Source organism: Herpetosiphon gulosus, assembly GCF_039545135.1.
Classification (GTDB): Bacteria; Chloroflexota; Chloroflexia; order Chloroflexales; family Herpetosiphonaceae; genus Herpetosiphon; species Herpetosiphon gulosus.
In genome coordinates this window covers 432,996-455,310 of sequence record NZ_BAABRU010000002.1, presented here as the reverse complement: position 1 = coordinate 455,310, position 22,315 = coordinate 432,996, and the positions used below count along the sequence as shown (strand labels likewise).

At 50.9% G+C, this 22,315-nt stretch carries 14 protein-coding genes and 1 other RNA gene; 12 read left to right on the top strand and 3 right to left on the bottom strand.

Features of this window, described 5'->3' with window-relative positions; all coding sequences use genetic code 11:
• The first annotated feature begins 21 nt into the window (after positions 1 to 21).
• The 4 genes from ssrS (at position 22) to ABEB26_RS03925 (ending at position 7,261) form a co-directional block, all read left to right on the top strand.
• Positions 22 to 189, top strand: a non-coding RNA gene (gene ssrS, locus ABEB26_RS03940) — 6S RNA.
• Between the two features lie 6 nt (positions 190 to 195).
• The gene (gene holA, locus ABEB26_RS03935) at positions 196 to 1,167 is read left to right on the top strand and encodes a DNA polymerase III subunit delta (RefSeq protein ID WP_345720647.1); all 972 of its coding nucleotides are present in this window, start codon (positions 196 to 198) and stop codon (positions 1,165 to 1,167) included.
• A 118-nt stretch (positions 1,168 to 1,285) separates the two neighbouring features.
• Positions 1,286 to 3,700, top strand: a complete 2,415-nt coding sequence (locus tag ABEB26_RS03930) for a hybrid sensor histidine kinase/response regulator (protein ID WP_345720646.1) — start codon at positions 1,286 to 1,288, stop codon at positions 3,698 to 3,700.
• Positions 3,701 to 4,042: 342 nt separating this feature from the next.
• Positions 4,043 to 7,261, top strand: coding sequence for an N-acetylmuramoyl-L-alanine amidase (locus tag ABEB26_RS03925; RefSeq protein WP_345720645.1), 3,219 nt, complete (start codon positions 4,043 to 4,045; stop codon positions 7,259 to 7,261).
• A 42-nt stretch (positions 7,262 to 7,303) separates the two neighbouring features.
• Here the strand turns inward: ABEB26_RS03925 and ABEB26_RS03920 are convergent, their stop codons facing one another.
• From ABEB26_RS03920 to carA, 3 genes are all read right to left on the bottom strand, one after another.
• The gene (locus ABEB26_RS03920; protein WP_345720644.1) at positions 7,304 to 8,848 is read right to left on the bottom strand and encodes an anti-sigma factor family protein; all 1,545 of its coding nucleotides are present in this window, start codon (positions 8,846 to 8,848) and stop codon (positions 7,304 to 7,306) included.
• A complete protein-coding gene (locus ABEB26_RS03915) occupies positions 8,845 to 9,372 on the bottom strand; it encodes an RNA polymerase sigma factor (protein WP_345720643.1) in 528 nt (175 codons plus the stop codon). The genes ABEB26_RS03920 and ABEB26_RS03915 overlap by 4 nt, the downstream gene beginning before the upstream one ends.
• Before the next feature lie 137 nt (positions 9,373 to 9,509).
• Positions 9,510 to 10,640 (bottom strand): glutamine-hydrolyzing carbamoyl-phosphate synthase small subunit, encoded by a 1,131-nt coding sequence (gene carA / locus ABEB26_RS03910; protein WP_345720642.1) that lies wholly within the window; start codon positions 10,638 to 10,640, stop codon positions 9,510 to 9,512.
• A gap of 194 nt (positions 10,641 to 10,834) precedes the next feature.
• On the opposite strand from carA, the gene ABEB26_RS03905 reads away from it, so the two are divergent.
• From ABEB26_RS03905 to uvrA, 8 genes are all read left to right on the top strand, one after another.
• Entirely contained in the window at positions 10,835 to 11,620 is a 786-nt protein-coding gene (locus tag ABEB26_RS03905) for an enoyl-CoA hydratase/isomerase family protein (protein ID WP_345720640.1), read from the top strand.
• Positions 11,621 to 11,623: 3 nt separating this feature from the next.
• Complete coding sequence (locus ABEB26_RS03900; RefSeq protein WP_345720638.1) at positions 11,624 to 14,818, top strand: response regulator; 3,195 nt, start codon at positions 11,624 to 11,626, stop codon at positions 14,816 to 14,818.
• Positions 14,815 to 15,195 (top strand): response regulator, encoded by a 381-nt coding sequence (locus ABEB26_RS03895; RefSeq protein WP_345720637.1) that lies wholly within the window; start codon positions 14,815 to 14,817, stop codon positions 15,193 to 15,195. The genes ABEB26_RS03900 and ABEB26_RS03895 overlap by 4 nt, the downstream gene beginning before the upstream one ends.
• A gap of 59 nt (positions 15,196 to 15,254) precedes the next feature.
• A complete protein-coding gene (locus tag ABEB26_RS03890; RefSeq protein WP_345720636.1) occupies positions 15,255 to 16,838 on the top strand; it encodes a long-chain-fatty-acid--CoA ligase in 1,584 nt (527 codons plus the stop codon).
• Between the two features lie 265 nt (positions 16,839 to 17,103).
• The gene (locus tag ABEB26_RS03885) at positions 17,104 to 17,526 is read left to right on the top strand and encodes a hypothetical protein (protein WP_345720635.1); all 423 of its coding nucleotides are present in this window, start codon (positions 17,104 to 17,106) and stop codon (positions 17,524 to 17,526) included.
• A gap of 143 nt (positions 17,527 to 17,669) precedes the next feature.
• Complete coding sequence (locus tag ABEB26_RS03880) at positions 17,670 to 18,128, top strand: hypothetical protein (protein ID WP_345720634.1); 459 nt, start codon at positions 17,670 to 17,672, stop codon at positions 18,126 to 18,128.
• A 3-nt stretch (positions 18,129 to 18,131) separates the two neighbouring features.
• Entirely contained in the window at positions 18,132 to 19,421 is a 1,290-nt protein-coding gene (locus ABEB26_RS03875; protein WP_345720633.1) for a cytochrome P450, read from the top strand.
• Between the two features lie 11 nt (positions 19,422 to 19,432).
• Positions 19,433 to 22,291 carry an excinuclease ABC subunit UvrA gene (gene uvrA, locus ABEB26_RS03870; protein ID WP_345720632.1) on the top strand — a complete coding sequence of 953 codons (2,859 nt, stop codon included), beginning with the start codon at positions 19,433 to 19,435 and terminating at the stop codon, positions 22,289 to 22,291.
• Positions 22,292 to 22,315: the final 24 nt, after the last annotated feature.

The following is a 22,315-nucleotide window of genomic DNA, read 5'->3' as shown; positions in this document are numbered from 1 at the left end:
GTGGGCTATAGTACAATAGGGTGCACCCTTCGCTGTACGTGCGGTGGGAATTAGTTTTGAGCCAACACTTTATGAAGGGGAGCCGGGTTCCGCGACTAGTGCGGCTGGTGCTGTACGACTCAAGGGCTGGCACCCACCTGCGAAAGCAGGTTCAAAACTACCCCGCTCACGGCTGATAGAAGGGTGTTTACTTTTATGTTGTATCTCTTTTTTGGCCCCGACGATTATACCCGCCAAGCCACAATCAATGCGCTCAAGGCGGCTTTTCCTCCTGATGCTGCTGCCTTCAATGTGGTGGTGCTCCACGGCAAATCGATCAAACTCAACGAAGTGCGCACTGCTTGCGAAGCCTATCCAGTCTTTCATGATCGCCGCTTGGTGATTGTGCATGATCTGTTGAAGCATGCCAAATCGGCTGAGCTGCGCGATGGCCTCAAAAGCTTGGTGCAACGCTTGCCCTCGACCACCGACCTTGTGCTCAACGAAAGTGATGCCCCCGATAGCCGTTTGAGTGTGGTCAAAGATATTCAGGCGTTGGTCAAAACCAAACAAGCTGAGCAGCGCGAATTTAATTTGCGTGAAGGCAATGCTCTGATCGCTTGGATGCAGCAAGAAGCTCAATCCAACGGCGTGCAATTGCGCCCTGATGCGGCTCAACATTTGGCCAATTATGTGGGCAGCGATGGTTGGATGCTGCATAATGAAATTGCCAAATTAGCGGCCTATGTTGGCCAAAATGGCACAATCGGCATTCGTGAGGTCGATTTGCTGGTGGCTGATGAAACAGAAACTAATTTATTTAATTTTATCGATGCGTTAAGTACTCGGCGAGGTGCTGCGGCAGTGCAAGGCTTAAATGGCTTATTAGCCGATGATGCCGCCCCGCTGTATATTTTGACCATGATCGCCCGCCAAGCGCGTTTGATGTTGGCGGCGCAGAGTGCTGGACGGGTCGCGCCCGACGAGCTGGCTAAACTTTTGGGCCAAAAACCGTTTGTGGCACGTAAGGCTGCTGAGCAAGCCCGCAACTTTAGCCCAACCGAATTGCGCATGCTTCACGAACGCGTGGTGCAGATTGACCACGGGATTAAAACAGGTAAAATCGACGCAGAAGGCGCACTAGCCAGTCTCGTTGGCGATTTTGGCTTTGCACCAAACCGAAAATAAACATTTTAAGGCTTAGATTGCGGTTAAACCTATTGCGTAGAGCGATGCGACTCGTTAGAATAGCTATGAGTCCAACAATCTGCCCATACAACACGCAACAACACGCGAAGGATGTCCCATGGAAGAAATCCTCATCATCGACGATAGCCGTCAGATAGCCGATTTTTTGGCTGAGACGGTGCTGCCATACTATGGCTATCGTTCGCGCGTCGTACCCACAGGCTGGGAAGGCCTGGCTTTTTTGAAACAACGCCAGCCCGACCTGATTTTGCTTGATCTCCAACTCCCCGACACGTCGGGGCTTGATGTGCTTCGCCAGATGGGCGAACTTGGCTACGATATTCCGGTGATTTTGATGACCGCCCATGGTACCGAGCAAACCGCTGTCGAGGCCTTTCGACTTGGTGCCAAAAATTATTTGATCAAGCCTTTTGATGCTTCTGAAGCGGGCGCGGCAATTGAGCGTGCCCTGCGTGAGCGCCGTTTGCAGCGCGAAAAAGAAGTGCTTACCCGCACCTTGCAGCAACGCTTGCAGGAGTTGACGATTCTCTCTAGCGTTGGTAAATCGGTGACCTCGCTGCTCGATCTTGAAGAATTGCTCGAACGGATCGTCGATGCTGGGGTGTATCTGACCCACGCCGAAGAAGGCTATTTGCTGCTGCGTGATGGTGATGAGCTGTATTTGCGGGCGGCCAAAAATCTTGGCGAAGAGCGTGTCCAGCGTTTTCGGGTCAAGATGGATGACAATGTGGCAGGCCAAGTCATTCGCACGGTCAAGCCAATTCGGCTTGATCGCTCGCAGCACCAAGATTTAAAGCTGCGCACTGGGCTTTTGGTGCAGGCCATGTTGCAAGTGCCCTTGATTGTTGGTCGTCATGCAATTGGTGTGTTGGCGGTTGATAATCGGGTGCAGCAACGCACCTTCAGCGAAAACGACCAATATTTGCTCTCAGCAATTGCCGATTATGCAGCGATTGCGATTGAAAATTCGCGTCTGTTTAAATCGACTCGCGATTCTGAGCAACGCTATCGCGAATTGTTCGATAATGCCAACGATATGATCTTCACGCTTGATCCACAGCTACGAATTGCCTCGATCAATCGTCAAGGGGTTAAATTGTTGGGCATGACCGTGGCTGAAATGATGCAGCGCACCCTGATTTCGCTGTGTGTGCCTGATGATCAAGCAGCGATCGAGCATCAATTGCAACGCCAATTGGCCAAAGCTGCTGGTGATGGCGGGGCATTTCCGTTGACCTTACGCCGCGCCAATGGCGAAGATTTGCATATTGAAGTTAGCGCCCAATTGATGCAGCGTGGCGATCAGGTGATTGGTCTGCATTGTATTGCGCGGGATGTGACCGACCGCCGCCGCTTGGAATTGCAACTGTTGCAGGCCGAAAAACTCTCAGCGATTGGCCAATTGGTGGCTGGGGTTGCCCACGAGTTGAACAATCCGATGACCAGCATCAAAGGCTTTGCTGAGCTATTGCTGCGCCGCAAAGATTTGGATGATGATGCCCGTACCGACCTGAATTACATTAATAATCAAGCTGAACGGGCCGCGCGAATTGTGACCAACCTGCTGACCTTTGCCCGTGAACATCAGCCTCAGCGGGTTTTAGTCGATGTCAATAAAGTTATCGACGACACGCTGAGCTTGCATAGCTATCACTTGCGCGTCGATAACATCAAAGTGCAACGCCAATTCGAGCCAGAGCTACCGACCACCGTCGCCGATCCTTATCAATTACAACAGGTGTTTCTGAATTTGATCGGCAACGCCCATCAAGCTATGGCCGAAAAAGGCGGTGGCGGTTTCTTGACCGTCAAAACCGAACGGGTTGATGATGAAATTCGGATCAACATTGGCGATACTGGCCCTGGCATTCCTCAGCACCTCGTTGGGCGGATCTTCGATCCATTTTTTACCACGAAGCCTGTTGGCAAGGGCACAGGGCTGGGTTTATCGATTTGCTACAACATCCTGCATGATCATGGTGGCAATATTTGGGTTGATAGTGTGGCCAACGAGGGTACGATCTTCCACTTGGCCTTGCCCGTGGTTCAGGGCGATAATCCTGAGTTGATCAACGACGATGATCGCGAAACCACGATTAAGCCCGACCAAGCCTATAAAATTTTGGTGGTTGACGATGAAGAAGGTGTAGCCCAAGTGATTCAGCGCTTGGTGCGCGATTTGGGTCATCAGCCAGTGGTGGTGGCCAGCGGCGAGGCCGCCTTACAAGCCGTTGATCAAGCGCCCTTCGATTTGATTCTGAGCGATGTCAAAATGCCAGGCATGAATGGCTTTCAGCTCTATCGGGCTTTGCAGCAAAAAGCGCCTGAATTGGCCAAACATTTTATCTTCATCACTGGCGATACGATGAGTCCGGCCACAATTACTGCGATGCGCCAAATTGGCACGCCGATGATCGCCAAGCCCTTCTCGGCTAAAAAACTCGAACGCACAATCAACGAGTTTATGGCTCGCGAAGAAGCCTTGCAACGCGAGGCCGAAATTCAGCAATAGTTGAAATTCGGAGATCGGGGATCGGTTATTGGGGATCGGGCTGCATGGCCTGATTCTCTTTTTGATCCACGAAGGGCACGAAGGTATACGAAGGAAAAGTGGCTATAGGCTATAGGCTCAATAGATTATATAGATACCAACAATTGTTCCGATAGCCTATAGTCCAAAGCCAATAGCCGTCGATTGCTCTGCGTTAAATGCCTTATGTTCTATACTCTATGCTCTATGTTCTATATTCTCCCCCTTGTCATCCGATTGTCATTTAAAAGGCTGCTTTTGCTGCAAGGCTCATGCTACTGTTTGTAGCAACAGCTACGATTTAACCTAGTTTTGGGGGTTGCGATGAACCAAGTAGCATTTTGGTGGGTTGCGTTAGTGCGTACCATTCGCCAGCCATTGCGTTGGCTGGCTTGGCCTGCGGCCATTATTACGGCATTGTTTGTGGTTGCGGCTTCAGCCCAAACTGGCGAACGCCGTTCGGCAGCATTCGAGCCAGTGACGACCGTTCTGGATACCAACGCCTTGGGCCGTGGCAATGGGCAGCGTACTCGCATCACACCAGATGGAATTCGGCCTGAACCTGCTGGCGGAATGTTAATCACGGTGCCGCAACAGGTCAATCAATTTAGTGATTTATTGGCAGCATGGCGAGCCGATGTGCCGCTTTCGGCAACTTTGCAAATTTCACTGCGGGTTTCCAGCGATGGCAATAGCTGGTCGCGCTGGGGCTTAATTGAAGAATCACACGATTTTTTGGATGAGCGCGATGCCGCCGATTTGCATTGGGGTTCGCCGCTCTTTGCTGGCGTGGCAACTTGGTGGCAAGCTAAAATTGAGTTTGGGCCGGCTCCCGATGGTAGTTTGCCAACCCTGCGCGAATTGCAGGTGCATAGCGTCGATGTTGGTGCATTAACCCCCGTTGTACCTGAAACAACTGCTGAACGAGCAACCGATGTTGCTAAACCGCCCGTGGTTAGTCGCACTGGTTGGGGTAGCCCTGATGGCCAAGGCAGCCGTGTGCCCCCAGCCTACTATCCAGTGACCCATTTGGTCGTGCACCATACCGCTGATGCCAATAGCTTGGGCGGGAGCGAAGGCTGGTGGGGCGATCGGATTCGGGCGATTTGGTCGTTTCATACCTTTACCCGGGGTTGGGGCGATATTGGCTATAACTACCTGATTGCGCCCGATGGCACGATTTTCGAGGGTCGGGCTGGTGGCGATAATGCGGTGGCATTTCACGATACTGGTAATTATGGTTCGATGGGCGTTTCGATGGTCGGAACCTACGCCAGCGTGCCGCCAACCAGCACTGCCCAAAATAGCTTGGTTGAATTGTTGGCATGGAAAGCCGAGCAACGTGGGATCGATCCGTTGGGCCGTTCGTATTACTATGGCTGCGATATTTCGCGCTATTGCGGCAATGCTGGAGCGATTACGCCCAATATTGCAGGTCATCGCGATGTCGCGAATGATCCAGTTGGCTATACTTCCTGCCCGGGGAATAATCTCTATGGCTTATTGCCAACCATTCGTTCGCGGGTGCAATCGCGTTTGAGCAGCACGCCCGATAACGGCGATATGACGATTGATGATCTGGAATCGAGTTTTATTCGCTCGACGGCACAATGGTATGAGGCTAATTGTGGCGACGGCGGCCATATTTTTTACACTTTTGCCACGAATGACCCCGCTGAGAGTAGCAATAGTGGTCGCTGGCGTAATACCAATATTGTTGCTGGCAATTATCGGATTTTTGCCCATGTGCCCCAAAATTGTGGAGCACTCAATGCAACGCAGAGTGCTCGCTACACAATTTGGCAAAATGGCGTGCAAATTGGCGAGCGGGTGTTGAGCCAAGATACCACCACCGAGTGGATTGAAATTACCACCAATGCGCTGGCGTTGTCGGGCCAGCCAGTCGAGGTGCACCTAACCGATTTGACCAGTGAGCCATTGAGTGCCAATCGCAAGGTGATTTTCGATACGGTGCGCTGGGTCAAACAAGATACTCAAGTCAATGTAGCACTCGAATCGGTTAATTATGATCGCACAAGCTTGGCTGGTGGCGAATTGCTCAAAGTAACGTTTCGAGTACGCAACACTGGCAATGTGGCGATTGAAACCCAAGCTCCCGACGCAGGCAGCCCTAACGATAACACTATAGGCTATACCTACGACGAAGGCGAATGTTTCCTTGGCAATGGCAACGATGCCTATCCGACCTATCCCAAGGAATCGGGGCGTTTTCGGCTGGTGCTTGGCGGCGATGGTCTGACGCTCGATTGTGCTGGTGATACTGGTGGGTATCCATGGCGTTGGAGCATTGGCGGCGACCTTGGGCCTGGCGAGGCTCGCGATTTGGTGGGCTATGTGCGTTTTCGTAACCATACCACCAGTCCGCGCCAAGTAACCCTGCGAGCAGGGCTGGTCCAAGAATATGTGCGTTATTTCAGCCAAAATCAAGCCAGCCAAACCATCACAATCAATCCCGAAAATGATGCTCCCCAATCGTCGATCTATAACGATTGGCAACCCCAAGCTTTGGTTTATGAGCTGGGCACAATTCCCGATGATTTTCTGGCGCGAACTGCTAACCCACTTTCGATTCCTGAAGGGGCGTTTTTGGGCAGCTTTGATTGGAGCGGTACCCGCCTCGATTTGGCTGATAGCGGGATTTTTGGCCGTAATGATCGCTTTATTGTGCGCCAAACCCGTAGTTTTGTCGCGCCTGTTGCTGGAATCTATCGCTTCCGGATTAATTCAGATGATGGCGCTTGGCTTTGGATTGATGGCACGCTGTTGGCCGAGGCCCATGGCCTACACCCTGAGCGCGAGGTGATTGGCGAGCGTTGGTTGAATGCTGGCGAACATCGGCTGGGCTTTAAATATTTCGAGCGCACTGCTCAAGCCGTGTTGAGCTACGATTGGCAAACGCCTGGCAGCAGCGATTTCAGCCCGATTCCAGTGAATATTGGCGCTGGGGCAACCCGCTATGGCAACTATTTTGCCCCGGATGTTCAAATGACCATCGTTGCTGATGATCATGGTGGTTCGGGCGTGGCTAGCATTCGTTGGCGGATAAACGGCAGCGATTGGGCCGAGGATGCAGGCAGCAGCTTGACCCTGACCCCAAGCGGCGGCAACTTCAGCTTAGAATATGCAGCCCGCGATCTGGCTGGTAATTTGGAAGCAACCCGTAGCCTTAGTTGGCAAGTTGATGGTAGCCCGCCTAGCTCAAGCATTAGCAGCGCCACGCTTGAGCCAAGTGGAGCCGTGCGTCTGAATCTGAATAGCAGTGATGCTGATAGCGGTGTGCGCCAAATTGAAATTAGCGTGCGCGATCAAGCTGATGGACAATGGTATGTTTGGACGACGCTGCCGCCGAGCAGTTCGACCGTGTTTATTGGTCAACCTAATCATCGCTACGATTTTCGCAGCCGGGCGATCGATCATGTTGATAATCGCGAGCCTGAGCATAGCAGCGTTGATGCCAGCGCCACTGTGCCCAGCACTGCCAATGTTTATCGCATAACTGCGCCGATTGTTAGCAAAAACTAGGGCTGGATGTAAGACCCGCTGCTTTGGTTGAGCAGCGGGTCTTCAGAAATCGTAAACCATCATTATTTCCTCAAATTGTTGCTGCGGGTAATCGATAAATGTCGTTTTCGTTGCTTGCACGGTATAGAGTGTGCTCAAACTGCCTGCTTCAGTTGGTTTTGATCTATGAATCGCATACACCTCAGTGCCATCCCAATTAGGTGTAAAACTCACGGTTGAAGCTAAGATCGACCGTTTCCATAATTGCTGGCCACTGAGTCGATCAAACGCATAAAAGGTTGTTTTATCCTCGGTACTATCACGAATGATAATTGTTTGTTGGTTGCCACTAAATTGAATATCAGTAATCCTATCGAGGTCAGGACTTATCGAAGGAGATTGACCAAACCTCCCTAATTGCAGCTGTGAAGCATATAAATGATCATTGAGCTGTTGATTGCTAGCAAGCTTGGTTGAGTTGAGGATTTTTTGGTTTTTTAGATCATAGATTATAACATCTTGAGCAGAAGTTACGAGGTTGAGCAGATTGGGGTTGGATGCAGAAATTGCATAATTAACATAATTGGTAAATGGGAACGCTTGCTCATAGCGATACAAGGTTTGATTACTCGCGAGATAACGACAATCGCATTGCTGATTTGGATGTTTAATCGTGCCATTTGTGCTATCAATAATCACATAATGAGGCTCATACATTATTTGATGCGCTAAAGGCTGAGAACTTTGGCCAAGCCGTGGATCGGGCGTGTTCGTTGGGCTTGCGCTTGAACTACCCAAACCAGCGGCGGCATCATCCAAAATATCGGAGATCGAGTCTGGAGTTGTGCCACCGAGCGGACGAATTGGATCTGAAGCTATGCTTAAATTTGTTTGTTGGTGGGGAATGATCGATACTGGTTGGGTCATGTTGGCTGGTTGGTTAGCTTGCTTTTCGGTATAGGCTATTAGATAAATCTCTTGCTGATCGGAACTTTGATATAACCCCAGCATCATGCTTGTATCTGGTTCAAATGGCAGGGATTGTTGCCAGAGTGGATTATCGTCGCCACTCCGCCGGGTTAAGACATAATGCGCTTGGGTTTTGCTCAACTCAATCCGATCACCATTATCAGCCATGAGTAATGCTTCGACGTTGTTGGCCTGCCACATCATTTGATCATCTTGCATGGCGCGTACAAAGTGATTTTGCTCGTGATCAATCCCTTTCAACAACAGCATTTGTTGTTGGGGCAGTGATGTTTGCTCGTTGGCTAAGGCTAAATAGGTTGGCTCGTTGCTGATTTGGGGCGCTAGATCAAATTGTTTTTTCAAATAGACCCCACCTAAAAGCAACACAACCAACATCAGCGCATTGATTGTGTGTTTGAACGTGCTAAATTTGGCCACCCGTCGCCGACTCTGGCTTGGTGCAACTAAACGCTCGCTCTGACCAAAGATCGAGCGTAAATTGCGTTGCATGGATTTAGTTTTTTCCAACAACTCACGTAACTGTGGTTCTTGGGCTAAGCGTTCTTCAAAAGCTTGCCGATCAGACGAGCCAAAACGCTGATCAAGATAATCAAGCACTGCCGCTAGATCGTGATTCATACATCCTCCAAGTGGTTGCGTAGTTGTGCATGGGCAGTGTGTAAACGCGACCGCACTGTACCAATTGGGCATTCTAAAATAGCTGCGATTTGTTCATAACTTAAGTCGTGAAAGTAGCGCAAGACGATGACGCTGCGTAATTTCAACGATAAATTACCAATAGCATTCCAGATAACTTGCTCCTCCTCGCTGCGCAACAAATTATCAAGGGTCGTGGCTTGAGGCTGTTCTGTCTCAGGCCGCAATTGTTCGCCGAGCCAGCGGCTTAGTCGTTTGCGGGTGCTTAAACAGCAATTAACCGTGATGTGATGCAACCAAGTTGACCATGCTCCTCGGTCAGGGTCAAAGCGCATCAACGCCCGATTAACTCGCATCCAAACTTCTTGGGCGACATCTTCAGCATGGCCCCAATCTGCCAATATCAAGTAGGCAGTTCGGAGTACCATTGTATGATAGCGACTATGCAATGATTCGAGTGTTTCGCTGTGCAATTGCTGAAATTCTGTCATAACAGATGAATTCATTGGAAGCTTTCCCTCATGCATGCTTGCTGAACTAAACCGAGGGTAAAGTTAAAAAGTTCAGTTTTAAATTGAGATTAAATAGAAAACCTCGATAATTTCGCCGATTATCGAGGTTTTGGGTCAATCGGTTTGGAAATTTAGTTACGCTGTTGATCAACGAGGTTGATAAACCGCCGAAAGTGTTCATCGCCATCGTGTGGGCCAGGCCCAGCCTCAGGGTGATATTGCACGCTGAAAACTGGTAAGCTCCTGTGTTGCAAGCCTTCGCAGGTTTGGTCATTGCCACTAACTTCGGTCACTTGTACATCGCTGGGCAAGCTGGCCGGATCGAGTGCGAAGCCATGATTTTGGGCAGTGATCCGAACTTTGCCAGTGCTAGTATCACAAACTGGGTGGTTGCCAGCGTGATGACCAAAGGGCAATTTGAAGGTTGTGCCGCCCAAAGCTTGGCCAATCAATTGATGCCCAAGGCAGATGCCAAACACTGGCACGTTGCCGATCAACTGACGAATTGTTTCGACCGCATACTCCAATGTCGCAGGGTCGCCTGGCCCATTCGAAATCAAAATGCCATCTGGTTTTAGGGCGAGGGTCGCTTCGGCTGAAGTGCGATTGGGCACAACCGTGACTTTACAACCAAGGTCAACCAAGCGCCGCAGGGTGTTACGTTTGACCCCGAAATCGTAAACTACGACATGGCGATTGTGCAATTGCTCAGGAATCGCCAGTTGCAAGGTAGTGAAATCGGCAGGCGTGCCTTCATTCCACTCATAGATGCTTTGGGTTCCCACATCGCTGGCCAAATCGCGGCCCTCCATCACAGGGATGGCTTGGGCTTTGGCGACCAAACTAGCCGGATCAAGATCCTCGGTTGAGAGCACCGCCCGCATTGCCCCTGCTGCCCGAATATGGCGAGTCAAGGCCCGGGTATCTAAATCAGCCACCGCCATAACACCGCGCCGTGCTAATAGCTCGCTGAGAGATTCGCGCGAACGCCAATTGGATGGTCGCTCGGTAAATGAACGCACGATCAAGGCTTCGGCCCAAGGCATGGCCGCCTCAAGATCAACCTCATCAATGCCATAATTGCCAATATGCGAGGCGGTTAAGGTTACTAACTGACCGCGATACGAAGGATCGGTCAAAATTTCAGCGTAGCCAGTCATGCTGGTATTGAATACAACTTCACCTGCACGTTCGCCGCGTGCACCGACAGCCCGCCCCCAAAAGGTGCGTCCATCTTCCAATGCCAGTAATGCGCGTGTCATGGCAACTCCAAGCTAGAAGCAATCGGGTGGTTCAGCCAAAACTGAGTACCAACCGAGTATTATAACGGAATCGGCATTTTTTGGGGTTGCTACTTGCGTTGACGCGTTGCATAAGATGGCCTATGATAAGGCCAAACCACTGCCTTTTCCTCGCTGTTTAACACCAAATTCTTTAGCACAAAGGAAGATCGTCAATGACTGACACGCTTCTGATTAGCAAAGCCGACAATGTAACCACCCTAACGATTAATCGCCCAGCGGTGCGCAACGCCGTCGATCAGCCAACCATGGATGCGCTGCGAGCGGAAATTGAGGCTTGCGAGCATGATGGCACGCGTTGTATTGTGATTGCTGGCGCTGGTGGGGCATTTTCGTCGGGGGCCGATATTATGGCGGCGCTCCAATCTGGTGGCACGGCAAATGATGTATATCGGGTTTTAACCGAATCGTATGGCCCAACCCTGTTGGCAATTCGCCAATCGTCGTGGCCCGTGATTGCTGCCGTCGATGGTGTAGCCGCTGGCATTGGCTCGGATTTGGCGTTGGCCTGCGATTTGCGCTTGGTCTCAAGCCGTGGACGCTTCTCAGAAATTTTTATCAAAGTTGGCTTAATTCCCGATGGCGGTGGAACCTATTCGTTGCCGCGCTTGATTGGCCTTGGGCGGGCCATGGAATTGATGTTTACCGGGGCGATGGTAGAGGCTGAACGAGCTTTGGCTTGGGGTATGGCCAATGCAGTCTTTGATGAAGCACATTTTGCCAACGAGGTACAAGCTTATGCTGCGACGATTGCGGCACAGGCTCCTTTGGCGTTAACCCGGGGTAAACGTGCGATGTTGGCCGCCCAAAATGATCAAAGTTTTGCCGATGCGCTGCGGCGTGAAGCTGAATATCAACGCGAGATTTTTAATAGTGAGGATGGCTTTGAGGGCTTTCAGGCCTTCTTGCAAAAACGCCCACCTGTGTGGAAAGGACGATAATTCGTGCTAGTTAACCCGTATAGCTCAGATCAACAACGCTCACGCTTTATCTGGTTAATGGGCATTCAAGCGGTCTTGGTGGTTGTGTTGCTGATTGCCTCAACCCTCTTGACGGTTGGCATGAACCGTTTGCGTGATCGTGATGAAACCTTGCTGAGCTATCGGGTGCGTTTAAACGACGTTAATATTGCCCTTTTATCGCTCCACAATAATTTGCGCGGCTATACCAGCACTGGCTCAGAGATTTTCTTCACTGAAATGCAAAAAGAACAGACAGTTGTCGCCGAAGGCTTACAATTTCTTTTAGTTAATCCGCCCGATCCCAGCTTGCCTCAAGTGGCTGAGCAAATCGATCACTGGCTGCTTAATACCTATCAGCCAGTGCTTGATGCGGTGGCCAACCAAGAAATGCTGTTGGCCGAATTGACACTTGAGCAAGGTCGCCCACAAATCGAAGCGGTGGTTAACACGACAACCAATTTACGCACTGAATTGCGCCAACGCTCGGAAGCCTATCGTAACCAAATTGATACCTACAATTGGATCAAACTGGCTTCAATTGGCTTGCTCTGTGCATTAATTGTGGTCTCGATGATTGTAACGGTGCGCTTCTGGCGCACTCAACAGCACTTAATTCATGAGATTGAAGATAAAGGCAGCCAACTGCTACAAAGCAACCATGAATTAAATTTCAATACCAATCAACTCTCAATTATCAACAGTATTTTGGGTGTGCGGATCAACGAGTCGCGGGTGTTACGCGAAATCAGCGATTATTTGGTCAATAATCCTACTCCAAATGAGGCTTATAGCTTTGTGGCCCAAACCGTTGGCAATGTGCTGAATACCTGGTGTAGCATTGCGCTACGTTTGCCCCCGCCCCGCGAAGAATTTCTCGATGTGGTAGCTTCGTATCATTCGCTGCCCAGCCGCCAAGCCTACATCGACCAAATGGTGCAAACAGTGCAATTTCGCATCGATAACGGCCTGTATTCGCCAGTCTTTACCGAGCGTGCTCCCTTGGTTGAGCTATTCAATGTGCCAGTTGAGCAACGTCACCCCAACTATTTGACCAACGAGGTGCGCGAACACTTGGAGCCGTTTACGCTCTATTCGTATATTGCTGTGCCGATTAAAATTCAGGATGAAGCAGTTGGTCTGATTTCAGCCGCTTCGGATTCACCTGAACGGCTGTTTGACCATGATCAAACCTTGTTTGTGCGCCAAGTGGCTGATCGTTTGGCCGCTTGGCTCGAAAATATTCAATTATTTTATTTGCTCAAACAACAGGCCAATGAGCTGCAAACCAGTTTCGATAGCCTCGACGATATTGTGGTAGCCTACGATAGCCGTGGTCATCAAACTCGAATCAATGAGGCTGGCACGCAGTTTTTTGCTGGTCGCCACTTCGATTTTCTTTCGACTAATTTGGTTTGGCGCACGGCTAAAGGCAATGTTTTGGGCTTCGATGAGCATCCGATTCAGCAGGCTTTGGCTGGCACAACCGTGCGTGATGTTGAAGTTTCGTTAGCGCGTTCCGATGGTGTGCCAATTATTCACGAAGTCAGCGTTTCGCCGCTGCGATCTGCTGATGGTTCAATTGAAGGCATTGTTCTGGTGGCGCGAGATTTAAGCGCTCGCAAGGAGCTTGATCGGCTCAAAGAAGAACTTGTAGCCAATATGAGCCACGAGTTGCGCACCCCGCTCACCGCCATTTTGGGCTATAGCGAATTGCTGCTCAAACGCCGCACCGAAGTGCTCACGCCTTGGCATACCACCAAAATTGAAGGCATTCGTACTGGCGGCCAACGCTTGTTAAGTCTCGTCAATGATCTGCTGGATATTGCCAAGCTTGATGCTGGCCGGATCGAGTTGCAACGCCAAACCACCATGATCAACAGCCTGCTGCAAGAACAAGTGGCGATTTTGCAGCCGATGATTCGTGAGAAACACCAAACCCTAACCCTGCAACTGGGCGAACATCTGCCCTTGCTAATGATCGATCCTGAGCGGATTGGCCAAGCAGTGACCAATTTGTTGAGCAATGCGATTAAATTTACACCAGAACAAGGCACAATCACCCTAACCTCGACCGCCTTGATTATCGATGAGCATGGCCAAGTTGCATGGCTGGATCAAGTATTGGCGACCGAAGTGCCGCCGATGTTGGCAGGCCAATATGTCTTGATTCAGGTCAGCGATAGCGGGGTTGGCGTGCCAGCCGAAGCACTGGTGAAATTGTGGGATCGTTTTTATCAAGTTGAGGGTGGCTCGACGCGGCGTTTTGGCGGTACAGGCTTAGGTTTATCGATCGTTCAGCAATTAGTTGAATTGCATGGTGGCCGCACCTGGGCTACCAGCGCTGGCGAAAATCAAGGCAGCAGCTTCACGATTATGTTGCCAGTTAGCCGAGGAACCCAATTTGTGAGCCTCAATCATGGCTTGCGGCGTTCGATTTTGGTGATTGAAAACGATCAACAAACAGCCCAAAATTTGGAAGAACAATTGCAAGCAGCTGGTTTTGAAGTGATTGTGGCCGCCGATCGTCATAGTGCTTTGGCTTGGGCCAACAAGCATTCGCCAGCGGCAATCACCCTCGATTTGCTCATGCCCAATAGCGAAAGCTGGGAAACTTTGGCAGCGTTGCGCGAAATTGACCATTTAGCGCAAGTTCCCGTCTTGATCGCAAGCGATGCTTCGGTATACAATGAGCTACCAGGGGTTGGGGTCTCCACATATGTAGTCAAGCCAATTGATAGCCAAATTCTAATTCGGATTATTCGTCAACTGATTGGGGCGCAAAGCCAAGCTGGGTTTATCTTGGTGGTTGATGATGATTATGATATGGCCGAACTGCTGTGTGCGACCTTGCAAGAGCATGGCTATGTTACTCAAGCCTCATATGATGGGGCGGCGGCGCTCGATCTGATTCAAAAAGGCAATTATCCTCAACTGATTTTGCTTGATCTGATGATGCCAGTGGTTGACGGCTTTCAGCTACTCGAAAAACTGCGGGCAAATCCCGAAACTCGCAATATTCCCGTGATCATTGTGACTGCCCGCGATTTAACCAATGAAGAAATTCGCCAATTGCGCCAAGCTGCGCAAGCCATTCAGACCAAACATACCCTCAGTATGCGTAAGCTGGTTGCTGAAGTCCAACGGTTTGCCCCGTTGAAGGAATCGGATACCCCATGAACACACCAGTTTTCTTGCTGGTCGAAGACGATCCATACAACCGTGATATTTTGCGCGAAATTCTTGAGGATTACGCCGATTGTGAGATTGTAGAAACGACCAATGGGCGTGAAGCACTCAATTGGATCATGGGTCAGAGCAAGCTGCCGAGCCTGATTTTGCTCGATATGATGATGCCAGAGATGGATGGCTTTGAATTTTTGCAAGAGCTAGCCCAGCATCCGCAACGTCAACAACTGCGAGTGGCTGGCGTGAGCGCCCGTGCCCATAGTCACGACCGTGATCGGGCACTCCAAGCGGGCTGCTGGCGGTATCTCACCAAACCCTTTGATATTCGAGAAATTGAATCAACAATTGCTGCGGCGCTGACAAACTAAGGTTTAGGCAGTGCGGTGGTAGCTTTTTTCTATATTGGGCTTTTTAGGAGGTTTCATTGATGATTCCCCAGACGGCTACGACGCTTAATTTGGCCACAATGCTCGAAGATCATGCCCGAAAACGCCCCAACCGCACTGCCCTCATTTTCAACGATATGCGCTTCAACTATGCTCAACTCAACGCCATGACCAACCAAATTGCCAATGGTATGGTTGCGCTGGGCATCAAGCCTGGTGATCATGTAGCGCTTTCCTGTCCCAACTTGCCTTATTTCCCCATGGTTTATTATGCGGCGCTCAAAGTTGGCGCAGTCATCATCTGTTTGAATATTATGTTGAAGCCGCGCGAAATCGCCTACCACTTGAGCGATTGTGATGCCAAGGCCTTCTTCTGTTTTGAAGGCACTGCCGAGTTGCCGCTGGGCCAAATGGGCAAAGCTGGCTTTGATGAAGCGCCAAACTGTGAGCATATGATTATGCTGACTACTAATCCAGCTGCGCCATCGCCGATCGAAGGGGTTAAAACCTTAGGTCAGTTGATGTACAATCAAGCTCCAACGTTTACTACCCACCCCACTAAAGCCGACGATACGGCGGTCATTTTCTATACCTCGGGTACGACTGGCCAACCCAAAGGTGCTGAATTAACCCACGCCAATATGTTTTTCAACGCCATGGTTGCCCGCGATTTGGCTTGGCCAATTCTTGATAACAGCCTCGATGGCTCGAATGTGGTGCTGATTACGCTGCCACTGTTCCACTCAACGGGCCAAACCGCCCAAATGAATGCCAATATTTTTGCTGGCGCAACCCTGACCTTGCTGCCCCGTTTCGAGCCAGCCGCTGTGTTGGCCGTGATGGAGCGTGATAAAGTCAACCTTTGGACGGGCGTGCCGACCATGTTCTGGGCCTTGTTGCAATACATCGCCGCCAATAAGATCGATCCCACACCGATTGCTGCTAACTTGCGCCTGACCTCATCTGGTGGTGCCCCTATGCCCGTCGAAGTGATGCGCCAATTTGAAGAAATCTTTGGGGTGCGGGTGCTCGAAGGTTATGGGCTTTCGGAATGTTCGCCGATTGCCACCTTCAACCATATCGATCTGCCTTCAAAACCTGGGACGGTTGGCCAACCAGTCTGGGGCGTGGAAGTTTGCTGTGTTGATGATGCTGGCAAGCCTGTGCCAGCTGGCGAAAAAGGCGAGATTCTGATTCGTGGTCATAATGTGATGAAGGGCTACTACAAGCGCCCCGATGCCACGGCTGCCGCGTTGCAAGATGGCTGGCTCCACACTGGCGATGTCGGGGTAATTGACGAAGAAGGCTATCTCTCAATCGTTGATCGCAAAAAAGATATGATTTTGCGTGGTGGCTATAACGTCTATCCTCGTGAGCTGGAAGAAGTGCTGATGACTCACCCAGCGGTCTCGTTGGTTGCGGTGCTGGGTGTGCCCGACGAAAAACTGGGCGAAGAAGTCAAAGCCTTTATCGTCAAAAAACCAGGAGCCGAAGCAACCGAAGAAGAAGTGGTAGCGTGGTGTCGCGATCAATTCGCTGCCTATAAATACCCACGCCTTGTCGAATTCCGCGAGCAACTGCCAATTAGTGCTACCGGCAAAATTCTCAAGCGCGAATTACGCTAGGTTCAAGTGAGCGATGGGAGAGGAGGAGATTCAGAACATAGAGTAGAGCATAGGGCATTTAAGGCAGAGGCGCAGAGCAACGATGCAGGGGTCAGATGTCGGGGGCCACGGGTTAGGACTTTGGAATAAGCAGCATTCGTGCTCTTCGTGTCCTTCGTGGATCAATCTAAACCCTGAAAACTGACCCCTGATCCCTAACCCCTCCATTCAACGATTGTTATAATACCCAGTGACAATCGTTATTACCCGCTGATGGAGGCGTGTTGTGAATTTTCTCATTGCTCTTGATCAGGCTGCTACTGTTGATCCAGCCTTGGTTGGTTTGGCTGCCCTCGATTTAGCTGGCACAACCCCCGGTTTTGTGCTGAATACCAAGGTTTACCATACTGCGCCGCATGGCGAAATTACCCCCGATGTTGAAGCCGAAATTGCCCAAGCCTATGCCCAATTGGCAGTTGAAAAAGTCGATGTGATCGCCTCGCCAGCATTTGTGGGCACTGCTCCAGCTGAAGCTGTTACCACCTTTGCCAGTTTTTCAGCAGTTCAGGCAATCGACAAAATTGTGTTGGCGGCTGAACGCTGCTGGCAATCGGCGACCAGCGAGGCCGCCCGTAAATTGTATAGTGACCATGCACTTAACCCAGATGATGTGCAAATCGCGGTGGTAATTATTCCTAGTCGTGGTTAGGCCTAGTGCAAGATTTTGCCAAAGCTAGGCTCTTTGCAAAACACCCGAATATTGATCAGGTTTTGCGTGTTCTAACTGGTATAATAGCTTTATACCCACCTGAACCCTAACTTAGCAGAATCAGTTTTGTCGAGAGGTTGCTTATGTTTCGTCGTTTCTCTGGCTTGTTTGCTGCCGCCCTGCTAGGAGTGCTTAGTTTGGTGTTGCTCCAGCCCGCAGCTGCAAGTAGCTTGGCTCAACCACCGCGCCCGACTTTAACGCCCACGCCGCTGCCGACAGAAACACCGTTGCCCACGGCAACCCGGGCACCAGTAACATCAGTGCCAGGTGCGACGGCTGAGCCAACTGCAATTGCACCAACCGCTGAAGCGACTGCAACTGTTGCGCCAACTGCAACCGCCTTACCAACTGCCACGCCCATTCCAGCGACTGCTACGCCAGTGCCACCTGTGACCCTGCCTGATACTGGCGTGGTCAAGCCTGTGCCTGTCGCCTTGCCAGTCACGAGCAGCCCACAAAGCTCGAATGTATGGTTGTGGCTGGGTGTGAGTTTGGTTGTTTTAGGTTTGGCTGGACGCTTTGGCTTGAAATTGATGCGCTAACAGGTGAAACGGCATTTGGCTCCTCAGGCTGGCTGCCCGCCTGGTTCGTTTGGTGCTCCCGTGATTGGCGAGATTCGCGAGTGGGCCGCTGACCCATTGCAATTTGCCCAAGCACGCGCCCAACGCTATGGCCCGATTTGGTCGACCCATCTTTTGGGTCGGCCTTGTGTCGTTTTACTGGAACCAGCAGGCAATCGCTTTATATTGAGCCAAGGGTCACAGCATTTTTCGTGGCGGGCGGGCTGGGGCCGAGCCATGCTGCGGCTGATGGGCGGTGGTTTATCGTTGACTGATGGCCATGAGCACGATCAGCAACGAAGCTTGCTCAAGCCTGCTTTTGCCCATGCCGCACTTCAGCAACTGCAACCACCCATTCAACACCTGATTCGGCAACAATTAGAAACGTGGCTCGATGCTCAACCCATTTGTTTGTTGGAACGCTTGCAGGCATTGGCGTTTGATGTGGCATTGTTGGTGGTTTGTGGCCGCACGCCAGCCCCAATTGCCGAAGCTTTGCATCATGATTTTGCGGCGTTTACGGCTGGTTTGTTTACCCCGTTGCCCTACCCAATTCCAGCAACGCCCTATTTTCGAGCGCAAAAAGCTGGCGAGCGGCTGCGCCAAACCTTGAGTTATTTGATTGAATTACGCCGCTTGAATGTAGAAGCGGATGCCTTGGATAGCTTAAGTTTGATGCTACAGGCCGAGCCAAGTCGCCCTGATGATCAACTTATTAGCGAATTATTGCTGTTGCTATGGGCTGGCCACGATACTGTTGCCTCTTTGCTGACTTGGATTTGTATCGAATTGGCGCAGCACCCTGATATTTTGCAACGTTTGCGCCAAGAATTAAGTACTAATCAACATAGTTTGCTTGATCATGTGCTGCGTGAGGCTGAGCGTTTGCATCCGCCAGCACCTGGTGGCTTTCGCGGGGTCGTTGAAACATTTGAGTATGCTGGCTATCATGTGCCACAAGGTTGGCTGGCAATGTATTCATCAGTCTATACCCACCACATGCCAAGTCTGTGGCATAATCCTACTCAGTTCAATCCTGATCGGTTTGCTGCGCCTTGGAGCGAGGGTAAACAAGCCTATAGTTTGGTTGGCTTTGGCGGCGGGCCACGGATTTGCATTGGTTTGGCGTTGGCTCAAGTCGAAATGCGCTTGGTGTTAGGCGAATTGCTCGCCAATTATCAATGGCAACTTATGCCTAACCAAGATTTACGGCCTGTGTGGTTGCCTACCAATCAGCCGCGTTCAGGTGGCCTGATCACAATCCAGCGGTTTTAGAGGAAGCGGTTATGGCCGAAATTGATTCGATTCAGATTGTTGGCGCACGCCAGCATAATCTCAAAAATATTGATTTAGCCATTCCCAAAGGCAAGTTGGTGGTCTTCACTGGACCATCGGGGGCTGGCAAATCGACGCTGGCCTTTGATACGATTTATGCTGAAGGCCAGCGCCGCTATGTTGAATCGCTTTCGAGCTATGCCCGCCAATTTTTGGGCCAATTGCCCCGGCCTGAAGTTGATAGCATTCGTGGTTTAGCGCCAGCAATTGCCGTCGCCCAACAAACGATCAATCGTTCGCCGCGCTCGACTGTGGGCACAATTACCGAAATTTATGATCATTTGCGTTTATTGTATGCGCGGATTGGCAAGCCGCATTGTCCGGTATGTGGCCGCGCGATTGAGCAACAAACTGCCAGCCAAATTGTCGATCAGATTTTGGGCTATCCCGATGGCACACGCCTGATGATTTTAGCGCCTTTGGTCAACGAAGAACTTGGTTCGCATGCCACAGTGCTTGAGCAAACGCGGCGGGCAGGTTTTGTGCGGGTACGTGTTGATGGAGTAATTGTTGATCTTGATGAACCAATTGATTTGGATCATCGCCAAGCCCATAGCATTGATGTGGTGGTTGATCGGCTGATTATTCGCCATAACGAGGCCGCGAGCTTGAATGACCATCCGGATCGGGTGCGGGTCAGCGATTCGGTAGAAACCGCCTTGAAAACTGGCGCGGGAATGGTTTGGGTTCAGCCACTTGATGGCCAACAGCTGCGCTATAGCGAACATGCTGCTTGCCCTGAGCATGGGCCATTGGTCAGCGGCGCGATCGAACCACGCACTTTTTCATTTAATAGCCCCCATGGTGCTTGCCAAGTTTGCGATGGATTAGGCACAGTTGATGATTTTGACCGGAACCTGTTACAATCTCAGGCAGCGCAAACCCTTGGTGAGCTACTTTCGAACCCACTTCGCGCCAGCACCACGACCTACCAACAATATTGGGAAGAAACCATCCAAGGTTTAGCCGAAGCCTTGGGCAGCGATCTCGAACAGCCGGTTGACACAATGGCTAGCTGGGCGTTAGATTTATGGTTAGAAGGCACAATTCCCAGCGACGATCAACTGCATTTAAGCAAAAAGCTACGTCAACAACTGGCCAACTGGTCTGGTTTGCTCGGTTGGTTGCGCCAACATTGGCAACAAGCAAGCGAACAAGAGCGCGAAAGCCTCAGTCGCTATCGCCAAGGTACAGTTTGCTCAGCCTGCGAAGGTTCGCGCTTGCGACCAGAGGCGCGGGCAGTTACACTACAAGGGCTAGCAATCGATCAAGTTGCAGCAATGTCGATTGAGGCTAGTTTTACTTGGATTCGTGAACTACCCAACAGATTGCGGCGCGAGCGTGATCAACAGATTGCAGCGCCGATTGTGCGTGAAATGGGCTTACGCTTACAGTTTTTGCGCGAAGTTGGCCTAGACTATTTGAGTTTGGCGCGAACTGCTGAGAGCTTATCGGGCGGTGAGGCTCAAAGGATTCAATTGGCTACGCATATTGGAGCTGGATTATCTGGGGTGTTGTATGTGTTGGATGAGCCATCGATTGGCCTGCATCCACGCGATACCGAGCGTTTATTACAAACATTATTGCAACTGCGCGACCTTGGCAATTCAGTGTTGGTAGTCGAACATGATCCAGCGATTATTGCTGCTGCTGATTGGGTGGTCGAAGTTGGGCCGACGGCAGGCGTACAAGGTGGCTACATTATTGCCAATGGCACGCTTGAGCAACTGATGGCTCAGCCCAATTCCCAAACAGGTCAATATCTGGCTGGGCAACGGCAGCTACACCTGCCTCAAACACGGCGAAAGCCAACCCATGCTACACTAATGCTACGTGGAGCCAAACAGCATAATCTCAAAGATTTGGATGTAGCGATTCCATTGGGATGTTTGGTTGCGATTACGGGAGTATCAGGTTCGGGGAAATCGACACTTATTCATGAGATTCTCTACCCACGGCTGGCCAACGAACTGCATGGAAGCCGCCTGCCAGTGGGCCGACATCGCAGCCTTGAAGGCTATGATCAACTTGAAAAAGTGATTGCAGTTGATCAAACGCCACTGGGGAGGTCAGGTCGTTCCAATGCTGCCACCTACACCGGTATTTTCGACGCATTGCGTCAATTGTTTGCTGGGACACCTGAAGCCAAAGCACGGGGCTATGGAGCCAGTCGATTTTCTTTTAATCTTAAGGGAGGGCGCTGCGAACAATGTCGCGGCGAAGGTGTGGTATCGATTGCCATGCAATTTCTACCAGATTTAGCAGTGACCTGCGACGCATGCGGCGGGTTGCGTTATAATCGAGAAACCCTTGATATTCGCTATCGTGGGTATACCATTGGTGATGTGCTCGCCATGACCGTAGGCCAAGCCTTAAGCGTTTTTGAACGGCTACCGGCTTTGGCGCGAAAACTAGAGAGCTTGGTTGAGGTCGGGTTAAGCTATTTGACGTTAGGACAGCCAGCAGCGACTCTTTCGGGAGGCGAAGCGCAACGGGTAAAACTGGCGGCAGAGCTAGCGCGTCGGGGAGCAGGCCGAACCCTGTATATCCTTGATGAACCAACCACCGGATTATATTGGACGGATGTCGAACGGTTGATTGCGATATTGCAACGATTGGTTGATACAGGAAACAGCGTTGTGGTGATCGAACATCATCTCGACCTGATCAAGACCGCCGATTGGGTGATCGATTTAGGGCCGGAAGGTGGGGACACTGGTGGCCGGCTGGTAGTGGCTGGTACGCCGGAAGTAGTCGCTATGAATCAAGCTTCATGGACTGGCCGCTTCCTTCAAACCGTGTTAGCTTGACGGTATGCCCAAAGCGTGAACAGC

What these genes read in the sequence shown, in the direction of transcription:
- ABEB26_RS03930 (WP_345720646.1), top strand. Translation starts at nt 1,286, where the DNA reads ATGGAAGAAATCCTCATCATCGACGATAGCCGTCAGATAGCCGATTTT.
- ABEB26_RS03895 (WP_345720637.1), top strand. Translation starts at nt 14,815, where the DNA reads ATGAACACACCAGTTTTCTTGCTGGTCGAAGACGATCCATACAACCGT.
- ABEB26_RS03905 (WP_345720640.1), top strand. Translation starts at nt 10,835, where the DNA reads ATGACTGACACGCTTCTGATTAGCAAAGCCGACAATGTAACCACCCTA.
- carA (WP_345720642.1), bottom strand. Translation starts at nt 10,640, where the DNA reads ATGACACGCGCATTACTGGCATTGGAAGATGGACGCACCTTTTGGGGG.
- ABEB26_RS03920 (WP_345720644.1), bottom strand. Translation starts at nt 8,848, where the DNA reads ATGAATCACGATCTAGCGGCAGTGCTTGATTATCTTGATCAGCGTTTT.
- ABEB26_RS03890 (WP_345720636.1), top strand. Translation starts at nt 15,255, where the DNA reads ATGATTCCCCAGACGGCTACGACGCTTAATTTGGCCACAATGCTCGAA.
- ABEB26_RS03925 (WP_345720645.1), top strand. Translation starts at nt 4,043, where the DNA reads ATGAACCAAGTAGCATTTTGGTGGGTTGCGTTAGTGCGTACCATTCGC.
- ABEB26_RS03915 (WP_345720643.1), bottom strand. Translation starts at nt 9,372, where the DNA reads ATGAATTCATCTGTTATGACAGAATTTCAGCAATTGCACAGCGAAACA.
- uvrA (WP_345720632.1), top strand. Translation starts at nt 19,433, where the DNA reads ATGGCCGAAATTGATTCGATTCAGATTGTTGGCGCACGCCAGCATAAT.
- ABEB26_RS03880 (WP_345720634.1), top strand. Translation starts at nt 17,670, where the DNA reads ATGTTTCGTCGTTTCTCTGGCTTGTTTGCTGCCGCCCTGCTAGGAGTG.
- holA (WP_345720647.1), top strand. Translation starts at nt 196, where the DNA reads ATGTTGTATCTCTTTTTTGGCCCCGACGATTATACCCGCCAAGCCACA.